Source organism: Streptosporangium sp. NPDC006930 (genome assembly GCF_040635605.1).
Taxonomy (GTDB): Bacteria; Actinomycetota; Actinomycetes; order Streptosporangiales; family Streptosporangiaceae; genus Streptosporangium.
In genome coordinates, this window is sequence record NZ_JBEYID010000012.1 from 242,541 (window position 1) to 262,329 (window position 19,789).

The following is a 19,789-nucleotide window of genomic DNA, read 5'->3' on the forward strand; positions in this document are numbered from 1 at the left end:
CCGGCGACGGCCAGGCGCTTGCCGTCCGGGTCGAACGCCACCGAGTTCACCCAGTCGGTGTGGCCGGTGAGGGTGCGGATCAGGCCGCCGGTGACCGTATCCCAGATCTGCACCGTCCCGGCAGAACCTGAGCTGGCCAGGCGCTTACGGTTCGGGCTGAACGCCACCGAGTTCACCCTGTGGCTGTCACTGGTGAGGGTGCGGATCAGGCCGCCAGTGTCCGCATCCCAGATCCGTACCGTCTTGTCGTCACCGGCGGTGGCCAGGTGCTTGCCGTCCGGGCTGAACGCCACCGAGTTCACCGCGCCTGTGTGGCCGGTGAGGCCTTTCAGGACGCTTCGTGCAGGCTGGTTGACCACCGCGTACATGCTCGTGCGGGCGTCGCTGGTCGAAGCGATCGCCCATGCCGCCGCTGCCAGGCGTGCCGATGTCACCGGGTCGCCGGGCAAGGATTGGCTGTCGGCGGCCAACTGGCTGGACACCGCCGGTCGTCGCCGTTCGGCATCGGTGGCCTGCTGGTCGGCGTCCTGGGCGAATCGCACGGCGGCTATCGCGGTGATGATGGAGATGACCAGGAGCCCGGCCAGGACGGAGAACAGCGCCTGCCAGCGACGCCGGGTGCGGGTGACAGCCCGGGTGCTGGCGTTAAGGAAGGCGGTGGCGGCCTCGGGCAGCCTGAGGTGGCGGCCGAGGTCGGCGTGCCAGCCCGCCGCAGCATGCTGGGCCGTTTCCAGCCGGGTGCCGCGGTACAGGAACGACGCATCCTGGCCGGCCTGCGCCCATTCGGTGGCGTCCTGGCAGATCTCGCCGTGCAGGATGCGATCGGCTTGCTCTTCGGCCAGCCAGGAGCGCAGGCGTGGCCAGGCGCTCAGCAGGACGTCGTGGGCGAGTTCGACGGTGCCGGCCGCCGCCAGGTCCGCGAGCTCCGCCGCAGGATCGCCCGCCGCCGTGGACGAAGCGCCGCTGCCCGCAGCGGTCGAGCCGGACACACCTGGTGCGCCGGCGGGCGCGGATACGGGGACAGGGGACGCGGCACCGGTCACCATCAGCCGGGCACGGGTGAAGGCGCTCACGATCTGGCGGGCCACCTCCGGCTCGGCCGGCTCGCAGCGAGCGGCCAGCTCACCGACGCTCGCGCGCTGCCGCACGGGCTGCCCGTCGGCGCCGATGAGGGTCAGCGCCAGTAACACCCCTTGCGCGGTCTGCTGCTGCCGTGGGGTCAGGTTGAGGTAGGCGTCTTCGGCGGCGTCTTGGACGGCGGAGGCGACGCCGCCGGAGCGGTCGTAGCCGTGCAGGGTCAGCTGCCCGTCGTGGCGGTGGCGCCAGGTGCGCACCATCGCCATCGACAGCAGCGGCAGCGCCCCCACCACCGAGCCGCCGCCCGGCGCCTCGTCCGCGGTGGCCCGGGTGTACGCGATGAGGTCGCGTACCACCTGCTCGGCCAGGCCATCCTGGACCCGCAGCCCGGCCGCCGCGGCCGGTCCGGTGATCGCCCGGCGCAGTTCCGGCTCGCTCATCGGGCCCAGCACGAACGCCCGCTCCTCCAGCGCCCGCGCCAACGCCGGGTGGGCGGCGCACCGGTCGATGAAGTCGCCGCGCACCGCCAGCACCACGATCCCGGCCGGCTCCCGATCGTGCCGCCCCTCACCCGGCCGGCCGGCCGCCTCCCGGCCGTGATCCGGCGGTCCTGCTGGGGTGGCGATCGCATCCAGCGCGGCCACGAACGCGGGTGCCTCCTCGGCGTGCCCGCGCACCGACGAGGTGAACAACTCCTCGAACTGGTCCACCACCATGATCAGCCGCCGCGGGGTCTGGCCGGAGCCGCCCTGCTGGCGGCGGATCGCCTCGGCTGCCAGCACCTGCCGGGCCCGCGCCCTGGCCCGGGCCGGGTCGGCACGCAGTTCGCCCAACACGACATCGGGGTCGGCGCCGCACCGCACCGCCAGCTGCACGGCCAGCTCCTGCAACGGCCGCTCAGAGGGGGTGAAGCACACCTGCGGCCACGACGAGCAACCGCTGGGATCGTCGGCGGTGGCGGTCAGGGCGGGCAGCAGCCCGGCGTGCAGCAGCGACGACTTGCCCGCCCCGGAGGCGCCGGTCACCATGATCAGACCGCCGTCCGGGCGCTCGGTGGTGGCCATCGCCTGCAGCCGGGCGGTGGCCTGGCCCCGCCCGTGGAACAGCGTCGCCTGCTCCGGGCCGAACGGCGCCAGCCCCTGATAGGGACAGCCGTCGGCCCACACCAGGGCGCTGCTCGCTGCGGGCAACGTGCGCAGCCGGCCAGGGCCGGTGCCGAGAAGCGCCCACCAGGCGTCACGGTCGGGGAGGGTGTCGATCAGGGTGATCGGCACGATGGTCAGGTCTGAGGCGCCCTGACGCGGCGCGTGTTCCGACACCACCCCAACGACCAGGTCGCCGGCCAGCACCGCTGCCCCGGACATGCCCGACCAGGTCGACCCGGCCAGCGTCGTGCCGGCCGAGGGCAGCGGCGGCCCCTCCGGGCGATGGCCGGTCTGCAGGGTGAGCAGGCCCGGCCCCGGCCGCTGCGAGATGGGGATCCGGCCGCTGACCTGGGCGGCCTGGCGGACCGTCGTCGCATCGTGGCCGCGCTCCAGGAAACGCGGGAACCCCACCGCGCCGCAGTCCTCGACCACTTCCAGCCGCTCCGTACGATCGGCGACGCGCGCGAACCCGATCATTGGCAGCAGCCCGATCTCCGCCGGCGCGTCCTCGGTGAGCTCCAGCACGGCCAGATCCGCGTGCCCGACATCTCCACGCAGCAGCACCCGCGCCCGCCAGCTCGTCTTCGGGCCGTCGGGCCAGGGGATGGCGCGCCGGACTTCGATGTCGCCGTCGGCGACGGCGTGCAACGAGGTCAGAACGTGGCGGCCGTCGATCATGAAACCCGAGGCGACCTGCCACTCCGTCCGGGTCCCCGAGCCGCGGCTGACGGTGAGCTGGGCGATGACCTCGACGAACCGGTCCTGGATCGCCACCAGCACGGCTGCCCCCTTGGCTAGCCCGGCTTGGCGGACGAGTGACGGGATACCTTGACCGGGTCACCCTGCGCATCGACGGGCGGCTGCAAGACGACGGTCACCTTCTGCACCCGGTCGTGCTCGATCTTGCCGCCGGCGCCGGCCTCCAGCACCCACACCTTGACCTTGCCGCTGCCCTCGCCGGTCTTCTTCACCCCGACCTGGAACTCCAGCGTCACCTCCCCGACGGGGAACTGGATGTCCGCATCAGCGCCCGCGGCGATCGCCTCCCGCAGCTCCTGACGGATCTGCTCGATCGCCTCCGGCAGCCCAAGCTCCGCCACACGCCCTCCCACCGCACCAGGGACCCGGCCAGGAACCCGATCTTAGGCCGCCGAACGCCTGCGGCGCCGCACTTCCCGCCGATCCCCCCACAACCGACACCAGATGACGATGGTCGCCGGTACGGCGGCGCTGGCAGCGACCGCGCATGGCGCCATCAGCCAACTGTCGGCAAGTTTCGTGAGCGGAGCGAGCACACTCCGAAGGAGGCCAGCTCAGTGAGGCGGTCAGGGAGGGACGGTTCATGGAAGCAGCCGAACCGGACGGCGACCCCCCGTTGACGGGCTTCAGCGACGCGCAACGCCTGCAGGCGCTCGAACGCTGGCGGCTGCTGCGGCCCCACCTCCAAGACGATGTCCCGCTGGCCCGCATCGCCGCCTCCTGCGGGGTCCCCAAGCGGACGTTGCGCCGGTGGCGCGCCGCCTACCAGGCCAGCGGCCTGGCCGCGCTGGTGCGCCGGTCGCGTTCGGACCGCGGCCGAGCACGGATGCCCGAGCCGTTGCGGCTGCTGATCGAGGGCCTGGCGCTGCGGCCGCCCCGCCAGAGTGTGGCGGTGATCCACCGGCAGGCCGCCAGCGTCGCCACCGCGCAGGGCTGGCCGGTCCCCGCCTACTCCACGGTGCACGAGATCGTCCGCAACCTCGACCCGGCGCTGGTGGCGCTCGGAGTGGAGGGCAGCAAACCCTACCGGGAGGTGTATGAGCTGGTGCATCGCAGGGAAGCGTCCCAGCCGAACCAGGTCTGGCAGGCCGACCACACCGAGCTGGACCTGTGGGTGCTGGACCCCAAGGGGCAACCGGCCCGGCCGTGGCTGACCACCATCGAGGACGACCACTCCCACGCGATCGCCGGGTACGCGGTCAACCTGGAGGCGCCCTCGGCGCTGTCCACCGCGCTGGCCTTCCGGCAGGCGATCTGGCGCAAGGCCGAACCGGGCTGGCACGTGTGCGGCATCCCCGAGATCTTCCGCCTCGACCACGGCCCGGATTTCACCTCCGCCCATCTGGAACAGGTGATGGCCGACCTGCGCGTGCGGCCGGTGTTCAGCAAGAAGGGCCAGCCGCATGGCCACGGCAAGATCGAACGGTTCATGGAGACCATGAACCAGATGTGCCTGGCCCACCTGCCCGGCTACGCCCCCAAGGGCAGCACCGGCCGCGCCGCCCAAGCCCCCCTGACCCCGCCCAGCGCTGACGACTCCACGGCGCGCGCGTACACCACCGACCGTCCCCCACCCGCGTCTGAGCCCGGCCCCGCTCCCGCGAACCGATCCGAGCCGGCGCCCGCGCCGCTCCTGGTGACCAAGGAGCACCGCAGGTTCGGCGAGTTCGCCGAAGCCGTCCGCCGCAAACGCTACATCGGCCTGTGCTACGGCGGCCCGGGCGTCGACAAGACCGAATCCGCCCGCGCCTACACCCGCTGGGACCAGCTCGCCCCGCACTTCAACGGGCAGGGATCGGCCGCCGCGCCCGAGGCCGACAACGTGCTGGCCGGCCGTGCCGTCATGTACACCCCCAAGGTCCACAGCACCCCGGACAAGCTCGACAAGGAGATCTCCCTGCTGTGCGACCGGCCCGGCCGCACCGTCGACCTCATGCTGCAGACCGGCCGGGGCAACGGCGACAACTCTTCACCTCAGACCAGCTCCACCGGTGCCGAGCTCCTGATCGTGGACGAGGCCGACCGGCTCAAAACAGCTGGGCTCGAACAGCTCCGCGATCATCATGACCGCACCGGCATCGGTGTGATCCTTATCGGCATGCCCGGCATCGAAAAGCGCCTGGCCCGCTACCCCCAGCTCTACTCCCGGGTCGGCTTCATCCACCACTACAAACCCCTCTCCGCCGACGAACAGGCGCACGTCCTGGACCGCAAATGGCCCCATCTGGGCCTTGGCGCGAGCGACGATTTCGCCACGACCGAGGCCATCGCCGCCATCACCCGCATCACCAGCGGAAATTTCCGCCTCATCACCCGCCTCGTCGACCAGATCGAACGCGTCCTGGAGATTAACCAGCTGAGCACCGTGACCAAGGAAGTCGTCGAAGCCGCCCGTGAGAACCTGATCATCGGCGTCATGTGAGGCTCCCGCCTCGAACTCGCGACCCACCACATCGACAACCCCGGCCCCGCCACGGCGGGGCCGTACTCGTACCGCCACGAGATCACGTCCGGCCAAATAGCACTGGAGATCCCGGCCATTTACCGCCGGAACTTACAAGCAAACAGCCCCAGCCTCAGCCGGATGACATCAGCCTGAGACAAATCGCGATGACATCCGGCTGAGACAATCAGCATCTGCTCAGCTCATGGCATCGTCAGATGACGGATGAACCGGGATCCCACACTTCGGGGGTTCGTGGAGACCTTACGCCCGGACGAGCGCTCCCGCGGCCGTGGAACGATCAGCCGCGGGAGGTTATCTGCTGCACGGCCCAGCCGTTGCCGTCCGGGTCCTTGAAGAAGACGAATCCCACGTTGTCGAGGTCGTCCCCCTCACGGCTCGGGCGGGCGCCCGACGGGCCCAGCACCTGGACCTCGCTCACCTCTACGCCTCGCTCGACGAGGTGCGCACGGGCCGCGTGGACGTCCGAGACCACCAGTTGCGGGCCCTGGAGCGAGCCCGGCTCCATGGCGACGAACCCCTTCCCCAGGACGATCGAGCAGCCGGACCCCGGAGGAGTGAGCTGGACGAGTTGGGGTCCGCCGTCGATCCGGGTGTCGTGGTCCACCGTGAAGCCGAGCTTCTCCGCGTAGAAGTCCTTGGCACGGTCGATGTCACTGACCGGGACCACGACCACTTCCAGGGTCCAGTTCACGAGTTCGCTCCTTCTGCCGGCGGCACCTGTTGCGGAGGTGCGGCTCACGGCGGCAACGGCACGACCGGCCCTGTCGCCGCGACCTCGCCCGCCTTCTCAGGCCGGCGAGTCCCGCGAACATGAGTCGAGCCGGTCGGCGCCCACCCTTCGATAACCTATTCGTTCTATAACCATTCGGTTTTCTACAGGCCCGTGTGGCGGCTGTCAACCGCCGCCGACCTCAGACCCCACGCCCGGAACGCCCGCTCAGGTGTCCGCGCCGATCACCCGCGCGGCGGCGAGGTAGGCGGCGAGCAGGCTCTCGGCGACCGCCGTCACGGTCTCGTCTCCGGGCAGGAAGTACGGGCTGTGCAGCCCCGCAGTCGTGTCGGTGCCCACGAACAGCATCAGCGACGGCACGACCGACGCGAAGTGGGCGAAGTCGTCGGCGCCGCAGGAGCGCAGCGTCGCCGGCATGTGGTGGGCGACCTCAACGAGGATGCGGCCGGTCTCCTCGGCGAGCCGGGCGTCGTTGACGAGCACCGGCTCCCCGTTCGCGATCCGTACCTCCGCCTCGCAGCCGTGGACACGGGCGACCCCCTCGACGACCTCGCGGAAGCGGTGGTGCAGCTGCCGACGCCAGGGCTCCGACATCGTACGAAGGGTGCCGCGCGCCGCGGCCTGTCCCGGGATCGCGTTGGGGGCGTTGCCCGCCGACACGGTCCCGAAGGTGACCACGGTCGGCGTCATCGGGTCGGCGTCGCGGCTCACGAGCTGCTGCGCGGCCACGATGATCTGGGCGAGCGCGAGAACCGAATCACTCGACAGGTGGGGGTAGGCCGCGTGTCCGCCCTGCCCGCGGACGACGACGGCGAACTCGTCGGAGGAGGCGTTGACCGCGCCGGGGGTGCAGGCCGTCTCACCCGCGCCGAGCACCGGCTGGACGTGTGCCGCGATCATCGCGCCGACCTGGTTCCTGCGCAGCGCGCCCGACTCGACGATGTCCCTGGCACCGGAGGGAGGGGTCTCCTCACGCGGCTGCAGCACCGCGACCATCGGCGCCGGCGCCCGTACCCTGTCGACCGCCCTGGTCAGCGCGACCAGGGCCGCGAGGTGCACGTCGTGGCCGCAGGCGTGCATCGCGCCGTTGCGCGAGGCCCAGGGAACGTTCGTCTCCTCGGGGATCGGCAGGGCGTCCAGCTCTCCACGTACCCCGACGGCGAGTCCCTCGCCGCCGACCCGCAGGAGCGCGCCGGTCACGGCCACCCGCTCCATCGCGCTGCCCTCGGGCAGCGCGTCCAGCACACGCTTGAGGGTCGGCTCCTCCTTTCCCGAGACACACGGCTCGGCGTGCAGTTCCCGCCGTAGCTGGAAGGCGGCGGGCATTTCGGCGTGGAGGGCGGCACGGAGCCGCTCACGAACCTCGTTCATCGCCCCTCCCCGGGCCGGGGGGCGTCGTGGCCGACCCTCACGCGCCCTCCTGTGCGAGCGCGCGGACATGGGTGCCGATCATGGATCTCCCTCTGCTGTGCGTGGTGCCGTTCTCGTGGTGCTTGGGTGAGGCGGGGCCGTTCCCAAGGAAATGTCATGCCCGAATATCCCCTCCGGCTCACCCGCCGATCGATCTATCCCCTCCGGCTCACCCGCCGACCGGTCGCTCCACCTCACCGGGCGCCTCGCCCGTCATCGTGCCCGCGCCCTTCCCCCGGACGGCGTACGCGAGGGTGAGGGTGACAACGGCGATCGGGAAGACGGCGGCGACGAGGATGCCGGTGCGCAGACCGGAGCCGCCGTCGTCGGGGAGCGCGGCCGACAGGGTGGCGAGAAACCCGTCGGCGGCGGCGGAGGCGTCCGCGGCGGCTCCGGCGATCCAGGGGCCGACCGCGCCACCGGCGTCCCCGAAGACGGCGAGCACGCCGAACATCGCGGCGCCGCCGAGGGGGAAGCGGGCCGCGGCGAGGCTGAAGGTGCCCGGCCACAGGAGGCTGACGGCGAGGCCGCACACCGCGCAGCCGATGAGGCTGACCACCGGGTTGGAGGACAGGCAGACGACGAGGTAGCAGACGGTCGCCAGCGCGCCGCACGCGGCCATCGCGGGAACCAGCGGGATCTTCTCACCCCACAGGCCGTAGACGATGCGGCCGATCCCCATCAGGACCGCGAACAGGCACGGACCCGCCAGGTCGCCCCACACCTTGGAGACCCCCAGCCCTTCCTCGGCGAAGAGGGAGGACCACTGCGACATGGTCAGCTCGGCCGCGCCCGCGCTGAGCATCAGCACGAGGGCGGCGGCGAAGGCGGGGGCCCCGAAGAGCGCCCGCAGGGAGGTGCGGTGCTCGTCGGGTACGGTCGCGGGCAGCGGCACCCTCAGGAACGCCACCATGTTGACCAGCGGGACCAGCGCCCAGGCGACGGGCAGGACCTGCCAGGCGTCCTGGCCGATCCAGGCCAGCAGCAGCGTGCTGCCCGCCACCACCGCTACCTGTCCCCAGCAGTAGAAGGAGTGCAGCAGGCTCATCGCCGCGGCCTTACCCTCCTGCGGACTGGGCAGCGCGTCCACGACCGGGCTGACGAGCACCTCCAGCAGGCCGCCGCCGACGGCGTAGACGATGATCGCGACGCACAGTCCCAGGTACGGGGAGGGCGACATGACCGGGGCCACCGCGAGCAGCATCAGTCCCAGCGCCGACAGGATGTGGGCCAGCACCAGCGGGACGCGGTAACCGGTCCGGTCCACGAACTTCACGGCCACGATGTCGGTGACCAGCTGGGTGGCGAAGTTGAGCAGTACCAGGCGCCCGAGCATCTCCAGCGGCAACTGGTAGCGGGTCTGGAACACGATGAACAACAGGGGGGCCAGGTTGTTGACGATGGCCTGGGTGACATATCCGGTGTAGCAGGCGCGGCGGGTGTGGTCGTACGTCGTCATGGGTGATGCGTTTCTCTCCCTGGGGGGCTGACCGTCCCGCACACTACGGGGCGCGCCGGCACCGCGGGACATCCACCCCCGACGTGCGAAAACACCAGGCCATCAGGAGGGCCGGACGGCCGCGCGGCCTTGGGCGGCTGACCCCTCACACCTGGCGGACGGCTGTCTTGGGCGTGGGCCTCTCACCCCCGGCGGACGATCGTGCTCCCGAGCCGCGCGTTCCCCGGGCGGCCGGGCGGTTTGGGGCGCGTGGCGCCTACTTGAGCTGCAGGACCGGGGCGACGGCAGAATGCGAGCGGGGGGAGGTGGGAAGGCATAGGACGAACCAGACGATCTTTCCCCCGGTGGCGGGATGGGCGACGCCCCAGTCGTCGGCGAGGGAGTCGACGATCTGGAGGCCCCGGCCGCTGGTGGCGTCCATGTCGCGGGCACACATGCGGGGAACTCCCGCCCCGGGGTCGAAGAGCTCACCGCGGACGAGGTTCTCGCCACCTCGGATTCGCAGCGCGCACGCGGCACCACCGTACCTGACGGCGTTGGTGACCAGCTCGCTCACGATCAGCGTGCAGTCGTCTATGAGATCGTCAGCGCCCCACAGGGAGAGCTCTCGGCGAACCAGCGAGCGGGCGTCGCGCACGCTCGCGGGGACGGCGGGCAGCAGGCACTCGCCTACGTACTCGTGGGCGACCTCGAGGGCCGCCGCGGATGAGTTGTGCTGGAGAGACACTGCGCCTCCTTCTGATGGGAGCGCTCCCATGACAAATGTAGAACATCCGGTCACGTCTGGGAATTGATTCCTCCTTACTTGTTTCTATTAGATGTCGTAAGAGTGACGATAAGCCAGTTCGTTTCGTGACGTTTGGGGAGGATGAGGTCACAGACCCCAGCCGGCACCATCACTGCCCCTTCCGGGACACCACGCCACACCACCTGGGCGGATTCCCCGCCTTCCGTGAACCCGCCCGTGCCCTCGTCTCCCGCCCACCCCGGGACCACCGCGCCTGGAAGGGCCGCGACCACGTCAGCGCAGCTGGGGAAGGACCTTCGCGCCGAAGGCGTCGATGAAGGGAGCCTGCTCCTGGCCCACGTGGTGCAGATAGATCTCCTCGAAGCCCAGGTCGGCGTACTCGTTGATCCTGGCGGCGTGCCAGCCCAGGTCGGACGAGACGTTGACGACCTCGGCGATCTGCTCGGACGAGACGTCCGCGGAGACCACGTCGAAGAGTTCGGGGGTGTCGAGGTCCCAGCTGACCGGCGGGGAGAAGACATTGCTCCGCCACTGGTGGTGGGCGATGGCCATCGCCTCGTCGTCACTCTCGGCCCAGCTGAGGTGAACCTGGAGCGCCACCTTCCCCTTACCTCCGGCGTCCCGGTAGGCGCCGATGACCTCGCGCAGGTGGTCGACCGGCCCTCCCACGGTGATCAGACCGTCGGCCCACTCCGCGCACCAGCGGGCCGTGTCGACGCTCACCGCCGCGCCGACGAGCTTCGGCGGGACCTGGGGCCGGGTCCACAGCCGGGCGCGGTCGACGGTCACCAGGCCGTCGTGGCTCACCTCCTCCCCCGCCAGCATCGCCCTGATGATGTCGACGCACTCCCGCAGTCGCCGCGTGCGAAGCTCCTTGCGCGGCCAGCGGTCACCGGTGATGTGCTCGTTGCTCGCCTCACCCGTGCCGAGGGCGGCCCAGAAGCGCTCGGGGAACATCGCCCCGAGGGTGCCGATCGCCTGGGCGATGATCGCGGGGTGGTAGCGCTGGCCGGGGGCGTTCACAACGCCGAACGGCAGGTTCGTCGCCTGAAGCGCCGCGCCCAGCCAGGACCAGGCGAACCCCGACTGCCCCTGTCGCTCGCTCCACGGGGAGAAGTGGTCCGACGACATCGCCGCCCCGAACCCCGCCTGCTCGGCCTGGGTGACGGCTTTCAGAAGCTCTGCCGGATGGATCTGCTCGTGTGAGGAATGGAAGCCATAAGTCGTCATCGCCTCCGGCTACCCGGGAGAAGGCCGTCCATTCGGGCACACGCCCCCGACCTGGCCGTACAGGTGCCCCTCTCGAATGAGTGGCCGGACCGGATCCCGACAGGTGGCCTGCTCGGACGGGTGGCCGGGCCGGGCCCGTACGAGTGAACGGGCCGGACGGGAAGCGCGGTACCGCCCGAGGTCACGGACGGCACCGCGCTCAGCTCTTACCCGAGTCTCACCCGGTCCTCAGCAGGCCCCTCAGGAGGCCTCAGTAGGCCGACGTGTAGGTGACGAACGAGAGCCGGTCGACGCGGGTGGCCGCGTCGTAGCAGGCGACGTTACGCACGATCGCGGTGCCGGAGAAGGTACTCCAGAGGGTCTGCAAGTTGCAGAACTCGGGGCCCGGCCCGTACGCGGTGACCTGGACCTGGTCCTGCAGGAGCCCGACCTTCGGGAAGGTGACCAGACGCAGACCGAGTCCCGAGCTCTGGATCGTGTTCGTGGCCCCCTGGGAGTTGTAGTTCAGGCCCGCGGGCGTCGGCGCGTACGGGCCGGGGTTGGCCGGGTTGGTGTCGAAGGTGTAGGCGAAGTTCTTCGGCGGGATCGCCGCGCCGGTGATGGCGCGTTCACGCTGGTAGGTGAGGGTCCATCCGGTGTTGAGCGGCGCGTTCGTCGCGTTGTGGCAGCGCACCTGGACCGCCTGCGCGCCCACGCCGGGAGACCAGGCGCCGACCTTGCAGCGGGCGGGCTGGCTGGAGTTCACCGCGGTGACCTGGAGGTTTCCCGCGGCACTCGCCGAGCCGAGGCCCGGCAGGTTGACCGTCCAGACGCCCGCACCCCCGGCGACGGTGTTCACGCCACCGGCCGAGTTGAACTGGTCGGCGATGCCGGCGCCGTTGTGGTGCACGTAACCGAACGCCTGCGGTGCGGGCAGGGTGCCGGTGCTCTGCTCGAAGACGATGCTGTACGGGGTGAAGACCTGAGCCCCTCCGTACCGGTAGCACTGCACCGCCACCATCAGGTCGGGTCCCGAGGGGCCCCATTTCTGTACCTGGCACCAGTAGGCGTTCTGGGAGATCGCCGTGACGTGGACGACGCCGCCGTTGATCGCGAGCTGCGGGAACCTCACGTACGTCTGCCCGACCACGCCGGGGGTGACCGTGACGTTGAAGCCCGGCGCCCAGCTGCCCGCCTGGTGGTTGATGTCGGGGACGCCGGAGGTCACGTCGACCACCGCGAAACCCCACCGGTTGGGAACGGCGGCCTGCGCGCCCGTGGCCGCCGCGGTGACGCTCGCGGCGAGCATCGCGATGACACACAGGATTTGGAACATGACTCTTCGTAACTGCAGCATGCCGTACTCCATCGGCTTGGGGGGTTGGGCGATCGGACGCGACCGAGGAACCAGTGAGTGGAAATGTCTGGAATCACAGTTCGTCCTGAGCTCTTGATAACCCGCCCGTCCCCCCTTGAAAAGACCCAACCTGACGGGTGAGATGACTTCGTCTCCCCAGATCAGGTCAGGGTCCGGACCAGATGGCGGTCTTCTTCCCAGGAGATCACCCGGTCGTTCCTGCGAGTACCGTATGAACAACGCACAGCCGATCCGCCAGGATCCACGAGACGGGGTGTGAGACCGTGCCGGAGCTCGAACCGAACGTTCCGCGTGTCATGTGGCAGTTACTTGAGCCCCTGCACGCCGTCACCTACTTCGCCCCCGAGGCTCTGGCGGCGTCCGACGCGGTCGGCATGCGCGGTTTCTGGATGGGCTACTTCGCGTCCAGGGCGGCGCCCCTCGGGCCGGTCGGCCCCGGCGTCGTCACGGCGGCCTTCCACGGTTTCCACCCCGTGAGGGTCGCCAGGGCGCTCCCCGACGCGTGGACGTTCGCGACCCCCGGCGACGTGCTGCGCGCCAGGCTCGACGGGGCGGGAGCGGCGCTGCGGAACGCGCTCACCGACAAGGTGATCGGATCGGACGACATGCGCGCGGCGGCCGACCTCGCCTGGGAGGCCGCAGGGCTCGCCGACACCGCCGGTCGGGTGCTCGGCGCGGCCAACCAGGCGCTGCCCGCGCCCGACGAACCGCACCTGCTGCTCTGGCAGGCCGCGACCACGCTGCGCGAGCACCGGGGCGACGGGCACGTGGCCGCCCTCGTCGCCCACGGCGTCTCCCCCGTCCAGGCCCACCTGCTCAAGGTCGCGGCGGGCGAGACGGACCTGGAGCAGCTGCGTCTGGGACGGCACTGGGACGACGAGGAGTGGGAGGCCGGTGCCGCCGCCCTGCGCGAGCGCGGGTGGGTCGACGACTCCGGCCTTCTGACGGCCGAGGGCGCACGGGAGCGCGGGCGAATCGAGCGGCTCACCGACGAGGCGGCGGCCACCCCGTGGCGCGCCCTGGGAGACGAGCGCACCTCCGAGCTCGCCCTGCTGCTCCACCCGCTGACCACGGCCGTCCTGGAGTCGGGCGTCATTCCGCCCTCGAACGCGATCGGCCTGCCGAGCTCACTCGCGGAAAGCGAGGACGGCCGGGGGCTCACGCTCCCGGCCGTCCCGTCGCGGATCGGCTGAGGGGGATCAGCCGAACGGCAGCCGTACGAAGGACCGGTTACCGACACCGAGGCTGACGGTGTTGTTGCCGATGGCGTTCCAGACCTCGACCCTCACCCGGCCGTTCGACAGGTTGCCGAGCGTGCCAGAGGAGGACTGCGGGCCGGCCGCCTGCGTGTAGTGCTCCCAGCCGGTCACCGGGTCGGTCGCGAAGTAGGCGTAGGTCTCCACCCTGTCCCAGCTCCCGTCGCCGGTCAGGTCGTAGGAGACCCTGACCTGGGTGCCGTTCGCGATCGAGGTGCCCGAGTCCAGGAAGAGGTCGAACGCGGTGGTGCCGCCGTTGCGGTTGGCGGTGAGACCGGTCGCCGTGAAGACCTGGGCGTTGGTCGGGACGCCGTCGTGGTTGCCGTTCGCGGCGGCCAGCGTGACGCTGCCCGCCGTACCGGTCGTGCCCGTCAGCCCTCCGCCGCTCTGCAGGTAGCGCGTCGCGGCGAAGACACCCGGGGTCGGGGTGGGGGTCGGCGTCGGAGTGGGGGTCGGCGTGGGGGTCGGGTCGGGGTTCGTGGTGCCACCCCCCGCGTTGCCGCCGCTCCAGGTGAAGGCGCCGGAGGTCGCCGTCTTGCCCGCCGGGACGTTGAGCACGGTGCCGTTGGAGAAGGTCACCGTGAGCGGGCTACCGGTGATGTTGGACGCGACGTAGGTGCGTGCCCCGTTCTTGCTGAACACCTTCGCCAGCGGGTGGTTGGCGGTGACGGAGTTGTCCACCGTGCCGAGGGCGGCCAGGTTGCGGATCCAGTGGAAGGTGTGCGCCCTGCTCTCCCCCTCCTCGGGGGTGTAGCCTCCGGCGGCGCGCAGGTTCGCCAGGGCCGCGTCACCGTTGCCCAGCGCCTGGAACTGCCAGATGATGTCCTGCCACACCGTGGGCGGTCCGCCGTTGTTGCGTACCAGTTCGGCGTAGTTGGTGTTCACGTAGGCGGGGTTGTCGCCCAGGTAGAAGTGACCGCCGGTGATCGGGAGCATGTTGATGCCCTGGATCATCTCCGGCTCGGCGCTGAACCAGGTGGCGTACGCGCCGCCGCTGCCCCAGACCATACCGACCGTGCTGTGGCCGAAGGCGGCGGGAAAGTTCTGGTCGCGCACGTCGAACCAGTACTCCTGGATCGCCGCGGCCTGGGTCGTGTAGATGAAGATGCCCGCGTCGCGGACGGCGGTGTTGCCGGTGGCCTGTCCCCACTGGATGAGGGCGTTGGCGAAGTTCTGGCCCTCCGACGACGACTCCTGGTTGTTGCCCGAGCCGAACGCGCCGTGCCCTGCCGCCCAGTCGTGGCCCGCGTAGATGTCGAAGTCGCGCAGGTACGGGAAGCGGGTGTCGGACCGGTCGTAGTTGTTGGCGTCGCGGATCAGCAGGTCCACCATGCCGCCGTACTGGCTCGCCTTCGCCCAGTTGGGGTCGAACTTGGCGAGGGTCGCGGCGGCGGCGATGTAGTAGCCGTAGTGGAAGTGGTGGTCGTTGAGCTCCAGGTCGGAGCCGTAGGAGGCCGGGTAGCCGAGCAGGGTCCCCCAGTTCTGGTTGTAGTAGAAGACCCTGGTCGTCTTGCCCGGTGAGGCGGTGAACCAGTCGTTGAGGCGGGTGCGGATCGCGTTCAGCGCGGCGGTGCGCACCGACGTCAGGTTGAGCTGGTCGGCGATCTCCGCGATGCGGGCGGCCCGGCCCAGGCCCTTGCCCGTCCAGTAGGTGTCGTCGCCCCGGATGTCCATCGGGTTGCCGAGTTCGGCGTTGAGCTGGTTGGTGACCGTGGTGAGGTCCGCCCCCGAGCTGTCGGCCACCGCGGGGACCTCGGGCAGGACGCCGGTGTACTTCATCGTCGTCCTGAACTGCGTACCGGTGACGATCTTCATCGGCCCGCGTGCCGACACGTACGTCTGCGCCAGCGGCGTCGAGCCGGTCAGGTAGTTCCACTGGTGCGGGTAGAGCGCGATGACCGTGCCGGTCTGGCTGCCCTGCCTCGCCGTGGTGGTGAAGGCGTACGTCGTGGTCAGCGTGCTCGCGGACTGGTTGTAGGCGTACGAGACACGGGTGCCGGTGACGTGCGCGTGCGCGTACTGGCCGTAGGTGCTCGCCAGCGCCGCGCGGTCGCCGCCCGCGGGGAGCGCCGCCACGGAGAAGAAGTCCTTGCCCGCCAAAGAGGAGCTGATCGTGGTGCCGCTCACCGACCAGGTCGCTCCGGTCGGCGCGTAGGCGACGTAGTCACGGCCGCCGACGGTGAAGCCGATGGTGGCGCCGCTGTTGGACCACACCGTGGGGGTGCCCGCGGCGGTGATCTGCGCGTTGCCGCCGGTGATCTGGAAGTACGCGAACGGCAGGCCGTGGCCGATGGTGGCCTTCATCGTCCGGCCCCCGCCGCTCCAGTACGGGGTGACGGTCCAGTCGCTCCAGCCGTCGACCTTGACGTCCGGCGAGTTCAGGCCCGCGACGCCGACGCGGATGTTCTCGACGTAGGGGTAGTGGTACTCGCCGACGCCGGTCGCGGTGCCGCTGATGGCGGGGGTGGTGTTGTAGGAGAAGCCGAGGCCGTTGCCGAAGGTGTCGTACGAGATCGGGTGCGCGTGGAGCGGCTCACCGTACGCGCAGTCGGTCTTCTTGTAGAGGATCGACGACCACCAGTCGTTGGTGGGCACGGCCCCCGCGGGGGCGTTGGACGTCACCCACTGGCGGGGGTTGGTGGAGATGGAGCCGCAGCCGGTCGGCAGCGAGCGTCCTGCGGGGAGGGTGTCGGCGTAGCTGCCGGCGCCGACCGTGGCGGCTTCCGCGGAGCGGGCGGCGCCGAGGCCGAGCAGCCCGGCCACCATCGCGACGACCACACCGGCGGCGAGGCGGCGACGGCGGGTCCTGAGGCGGGCCGCCGACCGGGCGAGTCGTCCTTCGCGGGGGTGCGCACTGTCCGGACCCGTGGTCCGGATCGAGGGATCCATAGGGGGTGCCTCCGGGGAGAGGAATCGGGCTCTGAAGCTGACCGATACGAGAGAGCGCTCTCTCACCGAAAAGTAACGGGATGCGTCACGTCAGTCAATGTTTCGCGTTGGTAACGAATAGGTAAAGCGTAGAGGTGCAGGCGGGAGGGCGTAAGCCCAGAAAAATAGGGCGTTCTACTGCGCATCGCCATCTTTTTATCCACCCGTCTACCACATCGCCCCTCTGGTCGACGATCAAGAAATGGCCCTACCCTGATCTGAGAGCGCTCTCATAACCGACCGACGCTCAACGTCGGCCGGCCCCTGACGGCGCCCACCCCCTCCCGCCCGTCGCCGGTCGACCTCCGAGGAAACCCCTCCCCGTTCACCGTCGGCCACCCCCTTGGCGGCGCGAACCCTTCACCTGGAACGTCCTCACCCCCACGCCCGCACATGCCTGATCACCAGGACGGACGCAACTGGCGAGACGGCGACAAAAACAGGGCTGGACACAGAGAGTAATGAAGAATTACTGTCAGTGAGCACACAGGCACCCTCTGCCCCAGGAGACATCATGCGAAGCAGGAAGCTCATGACCGCCGCGCTGAGCGCCGCCGTCGTCGCGGGTCTGACCACGATTACCGCCGCCGCTCCGGCCACGGCCTCCGTGCCCACCGTCCCCGATGCTCCCGCCGCCGTCGCCTTCAGCGGCTACCAGATCGTCAAGCTGCCGAACGCCAACGTGCCCAACTTCCAGCGCCGCGTGGTCCACTGCCCCGGCGGGAAGAAGGCCATCGGCGGCGGCGCCGAGGCGCAGGGCAACGGGGCCATACTGGTGGGCTCCTTCCCCACCGACGACGGCAACGGTTGGATCGGGCTCGGTCGCCAGATCGGCTACAACGACGTGGGCATCAGCGTCTACGCGATCTGCGCCAACGTCAGCTGATCACCGCTCCGCGACACCCGCCATCCCCCTGGCCCACTGCGACACCTTCCCCCTGTGACACAGCCCCCCTGTGACACAGCGCCCGGGCCACCACGGCGACCACCGTCCTCGTTGTCGCCACCGCCCCGCCCATCTCCCCCGGTGATCGCCGTCCCCGCGATCACCACCGTCTGATCACCTTCCCCTGATCAGCGTCCCCAGGGAAACACCGGCTCCGGCCAGACCAGAAAAGGTCCGACCGGAGCCGTTTCGCGTTCTCCCAGAACCGTCCCGCGAAGAACCCTGCCCCAGGGATCGCCCTCGCTCCGAACCAGTGGAGACTCAGCGCGCCGAACGGCAGCAGGAAAGCTGGTGTCACACCTCATCTGCCGCGTACGGTGTTCGGCGCGGTGGGCAGATCCGGAATAGACGGGGTTGAGCGGATGAGTGCGGAAGAAAGGCTCGAACGGGCCAGGTTGCTTTACGAACGCGCGGTCTTCGACGGTGAGGCCGGGGTGCTTGAGGTGGCCGACCGGGAGCTGAACGCGGTCGAGGCCGGTCTGGCCCTGGCCCGTGGCCGGATCATGCACGCGCGTTTCTTCGAGGACGGTGACGAGGATCCGCAGGAGCTGGCGCTGTTCGAACGGGCGACGGAGCTCTACCGGACGCTCGGCGACCTGCGCGGCGAGGGTGAGTCGCTGTTCTGGATCGGCATCTTCCACCAGGTCGTCCGCAGGAACGACGACACCGCGGTTCCGTTTTTCGAACGATCGCACGAGCTCGCGGTGCAGGTCGGCGACAAGCTGCTGATGTCGTACGCCCTTCGGCACCTGGGCACCGCGGAGCACGCCGCCGGACGGCTGGAGACGGCGCGGGAACGACTGGAGGAGTCGGTGCGGCTCCGCCGGGAGCTCGGCTTCCTGCCGGGCGTCGCCGCGAACATGGTCGGGCTGATCTACATCGCCGCCGCGGAAGGACGCCGTGACGACGCGCTCGCGTTGGCCGACGAGGCGAGTGCCCTCGCCGAGGCCAGTGGTGCGAGGAACATCGCGCGCCAGATCGAGGAAGCGCGCACGCGAGTGTAGGCGACCTCACCTCTGCCGGGCGCGGGACTCACAACCGCCATGCTGCGCCGGCCCGCGCGCGGGCGGGGCCGGCCGGTCCGGTCACGGCCGCCTCCTGAGCCGGGTCATCAGGAGACGGCCGTCGGCCGCGTTCTCTCAGGAGCGCGAGAGCACCTCGTCGAGCTTTGCGGCGAACTCCTCGTGCAGGCTGCCGAAGGCTCCGTGGTCACCGGGGAACATCACGTGCGTCCCCCCGATCTGCTCGGCGACGACGAAGGAGGCCCGGTAGGGCGGCTGCCCCTCCGAGGCTTCGCCCGCCACCATCACGACGCGCGCCGAGGAGGCCCGCAGCGCGTCGGCGTCGGGGATGTATCTCACGAACGGCGGCACCTCGTAGCCGATGAAGAACTCCATGTTCTTCTCCATCCGCGCCATCGTCTCCGCCACCTCGGGAGTGGGCTTCTCCTGCTCTCTCTGGCCGGCCGCCTCCTCGTGCTCTCTGCCGGTCCTGTCGAACCCGGTGGCGAAGGCCTGCATCGCGGCTCCGGTCCCCTCCTTGGCGAACGCCTCCTCCACGTCCCGGATGACATCGCGCCAGCGGTCGCGGTCGGGCAGCAACTCGAACAGCGGCGGCTCGTGGGAGACGAGGGTGCGCACCTGCTCGGGGTGGCGGGTGGCCAACTCCAGGCCGATGATCGCACCGGAGCTGTTGCCGAAGACGTACGCGGGCTCGTCGGCGGTGACACCCACCTCCACCAGCAGGCGGTGCGCGTCGTCGGCGTGCGTCTCGATGCTCTGCGACTCGGGCGGCCCGTCCAGAGGGCTGCGCGAGTTGCCGCGCCGATCGTAGGTCACCACCGTGTAGCGGTCGGCGAGCCGCTGGGCCAGACCCGCGTATCCGGCGGCGTCGTAAACCCCGCCGCAGATCAGCAACAGGGTCGGCCCCGAGCCGCGGATCTCGTAGTGAAGGGTCGCGCCGGGAACCTTCAGGGTGTTCGTCTTGACGGGCTGCATGGTCGCCTCTCCTCGAAAATCGTCGGCCGTCTCGCTTCGCTGATCACAGAGAATCGGAGCCACGGATGCGTTCTCGACATCCCCACCCGCACAGTCGCAGCGCAAGAGTGTCTCCTCCTGTGGCGGGCCACCCCGGGTTGGCGGCGCGTGCCGGACCGCACCACCGCCACCGTCCTCCCCACTTCCCCCATGGGGGACACCACGCCGTCGGGCGTTCCTCTCCCCCACCTGCCGGAGCGTTCACAGCTTGTACCCGACCCCTGGCACCGTCTCGATCACC

General features: G+C 70.3%; 14 protein-coding genes. 4 read left to right on the top strand and 10 right to left on the bottom strand.

Going from position 1 to position 19,789, the window contains the following annotated elements; translation table 11 throughout:
• Both ABZ664_RS22365 and ABZ664_RS22370 read right to left on the bottom strand, forming a co-directional pair.
• Positions 1-3,002 (bottom strand): trypsin-like peptidase domain-containing protein (locus ABZ664_RS22365; protein WP_362512965.1); only part of this gene is annotated, 3,002 nt, incomplete at its 3' end.
• Positions 3,003-3,016: 14 nt separating this feature from the next.
• Complete coding sequence (locus ABZ664_RS22370) at positions 3,017-3,322, bottom strand: trypco2 family protein (RefSeq protein WP_362512968.1); 306 nt, start codon at positions 3,320-3,322, stop codon at positions 3,017-3,019.
• A gap of 242 nt (positions 3,323-3,564) precedes the next feature.
• Between ABZ664_RS22370 and ABZ664_RS22375 the strand changes: the two genes are divergently transcribed.
• Entirely contained in the window at positions 3,565-5,403 is a 1,839-nt protein-coding gene (locus ABZ664_RS22375) for an AAA family ATPase (protein WP_362512971.1), read from the top strand.
• Positions 5,404-5,725: 322 nt separating this feature from the next.
• On the opposite strand, the gene ABZ664_RS22380 is transcribed toward ABZ664_RS22375, so the two are convergent.
• From ABZ664_RS22380 to ABZ664_RS22405, 6 genes are all read right to left on the bottom strand, one after another.
• Positions 5,726-6,139 (bottom strand): VOC family protein, encoded by a 414-nt coding sequence (locus ABZ664_RS22380; RefSeq protein ID WP_362512974.1) that lies wholly within the window; start codon positions 6,137-6,139, stop codon positions 5,726-5,728.
• Between the two features lie 246 nt (positions 6,140-6,385).
• The gene (locus ABZ664_RS22385) at positions 6,386-7,549 is read right to left on the bottom strand and encodes a M20 family metallopeptidase (RefSeq protein WP_362512977.1); all 1,164 of its coding nucleotides are present in this window, start codon (positions 7,547-7,549) and stop codon (positions 6,386-6,388) included.
• Between the two features lie 208 nt (positions 7,550-7,757).
• Positions 7,758-9,047 carry an MFS transporter gene (locus ABZ664_RS22390; protein ID WP_362512980.1) on the bottom strand — a complete coding sequence of 430 codons (1,290 nt, stop codon included), beginning with the start codon at positions 9,045-9,047 and terminating at the stop codon, positions 7,758-7,760.
• Positions 9,048-9,303: 256 nt separating this feature from the next.
• Entirely contained in the window at positions 9,304-9,774 is a 471-nt protein-coding gene (locus ABZ664_RS22395; RefSeq protein ID WP_362512983.1) for an ATP-binding protein, read from the bottom strand.
• Positions 9,775-10,068: 294 nt separating this feature from the next.
• Complete coding sequence (locus tag ABZ664_RS22400; protein ID WP_362512986.1) at positions 10,069-11,025, bottom strand: TIGR03885 family FMN-dependent LLM class oxidoreductase; 957 nt, start codon at positions 11,023-11,025, stop codon at positions 10,069-10,071.
• Positions 11,026-11,275: 250 nt separating this feature from the next.
• On the bottom strand, positions 11,276-12,361 hold the full coding sequence (locus ABZ664_RS22405) for a hypothetical protein (RefSeq protein WP_362512989.1): 1,086 nt from the start codon (positions 12,359-12,361) through the stop codon (positions 11,276-11,278).
• 317 nt (positions 12,362-12,678) lie between these two features.
• Here ABZ664_RS22405 and ABZ664_RS22410 point away from each other — a divergent pair, with 317 nt between their 5' ends.
• Complete coding sequence (locus tag ABZ664_RS22410; RefSeq protein WP_362512992.1) at positions 12,679-13,575, top strand: hypothetical protein; 897 nt, start codon at positions 12,679-12,681, stop codon at positions 13,573-13,575.
• A 6-nt stretch (positions 13,576-13,581) separates the two neighbouring features.
• Here ABZ664_RS22410 and ABZ664_RS22415 read toward each other — a convergent pair whose 3' ends face one another.
• A complete protein-coding gene (locus tag ABZ664_RS22415; protein WP_362512996.1) occupies positions 13,582-16,527 on the bottom strand; it encodes a glycosyl hydrolase in 2,946 nt (981 codons plus the stop codon).
• Positions 16,528-17,080: 553 nt separating this feature from the next.
• Here ABZ664_RS22415 and ABZ664_RS22420 point away from each other — a divergent pair.
• Positions 17,081-17,452 (top strand): hypothetical protein, encoded by a 372-nt coding sequence (locus ABZ664_RS22420; protein ID WP_362512999.1) that lies wholly within the window; start codon positions 17,081-17,083, stop codon positions 17,450-17,452.
• A 422-nt stretch (positions 17,453-17,874) separates the two neighbouring features.
• On the top strand, positions 17,875-18,516 hold the full coding sequence (locus tag ABZ664_RS22425) for a tetratricopeptide repeat protein (protein WP_362513002.1): 642 nt from the start codon (positions 17,875-17,877) through the stop codon (positions 18,514-18,516).
• Between the two features lie 135 nt (positions 18,517-18,651).
• On the opposite strand, the gene ABZ664_RS22430 is transcribed toward ABZ664_RS22425, so the two are convergent.
• The gene (locus tag ABZ664_RS22430; protein ID WP_362513004.1) at positions 18,652-19,509 is read right to left on the bottom strand and encodes an alpha/beta hydrolase; all 858 of its coding nucleotides are present in this window, start codon (positions 19,507-19,509) and stop codon (positions 18,652-18,654) included.
• Positions 19,510-19,789: the final 280 nt, after the last annotated feature.

Excerpts from the sequence above, each read along its gene's own strand:
- ABZ664_RS22375 (WP_362512971.1), top strand. The coding sequence starts at position 3,565 with ATGGAAGCAGCCGAACCGGACGGCGACCCCCCGTTGACGGGCTTCAGC.
- ABZ664_RS22385 (WP_362512977.1), bottom strand. The coding sequence starts at position 7,549 with ATGAACGAGGTTCGTGAGCGGCTCCGTGCCGCCCTCCACGCCGAAATG.
- ABZ664_RS22390 (WP_362512980.1), bottom strand. The coding sequence starts at position 9,047 with ATGACGACGTACGACCACACCCGCCGCGCCTGCTACACCGGATATGTC.
- ABZ664_RS22400 (WP_362512986.1), bottom strand. The coding sequence starts at position 11,025 with ATGACGACTTATGGCTTCCATTCCTCACACGAGCAGATCCATCCGGCA.
- ABZ664_RS22405 (WP_362512989.1), bottom strand. The coding sequence starts at position 12,361 with ATGCTGCAGTTACGAAGAGTCATGTTCCAAATCCTGTGTGTCATCGCG.
- ABZ664_RS22410 (WP_362512992.1), top strand. The coding sequence starts at position 12,679 with ATGTGGCAGTTACTTGAGCCCCTGCACGCCGTCACCTACTTCGCCCCC.
- ABZ664_RS22415 (WP_362512996.1), bottom strand. The coding sequence starts at position 16,527 with ATGGATCCCTCGATCCGGACCACGGGTCCGGACAGTGCGCACCCCCGC.
- ABZ664_RS22420 (WP_362512999.1), top strand. The coding sequence starts at position 17,081 with ATGCGAAGCAGGAAGCTCATGACCGCCGCGCTGAGCGCCGCCGTCGTC.
- ABZ664_RS22425 (WP_362513002.1), top strand. The coding sequence starts at position 17,875 with ATGAGTGCGGAAGAAAGGCTCGAACGGGCCAGGTTGCTTTACGAACGC.
- ABZ664_RS22430 (WP_362513004.1), bottom strand. The coding sequence starts at position 19,509 with ATGCAGCCCGTCAAGACGAACACCCTGAAGGTTCCCGGCGCGACCCTT.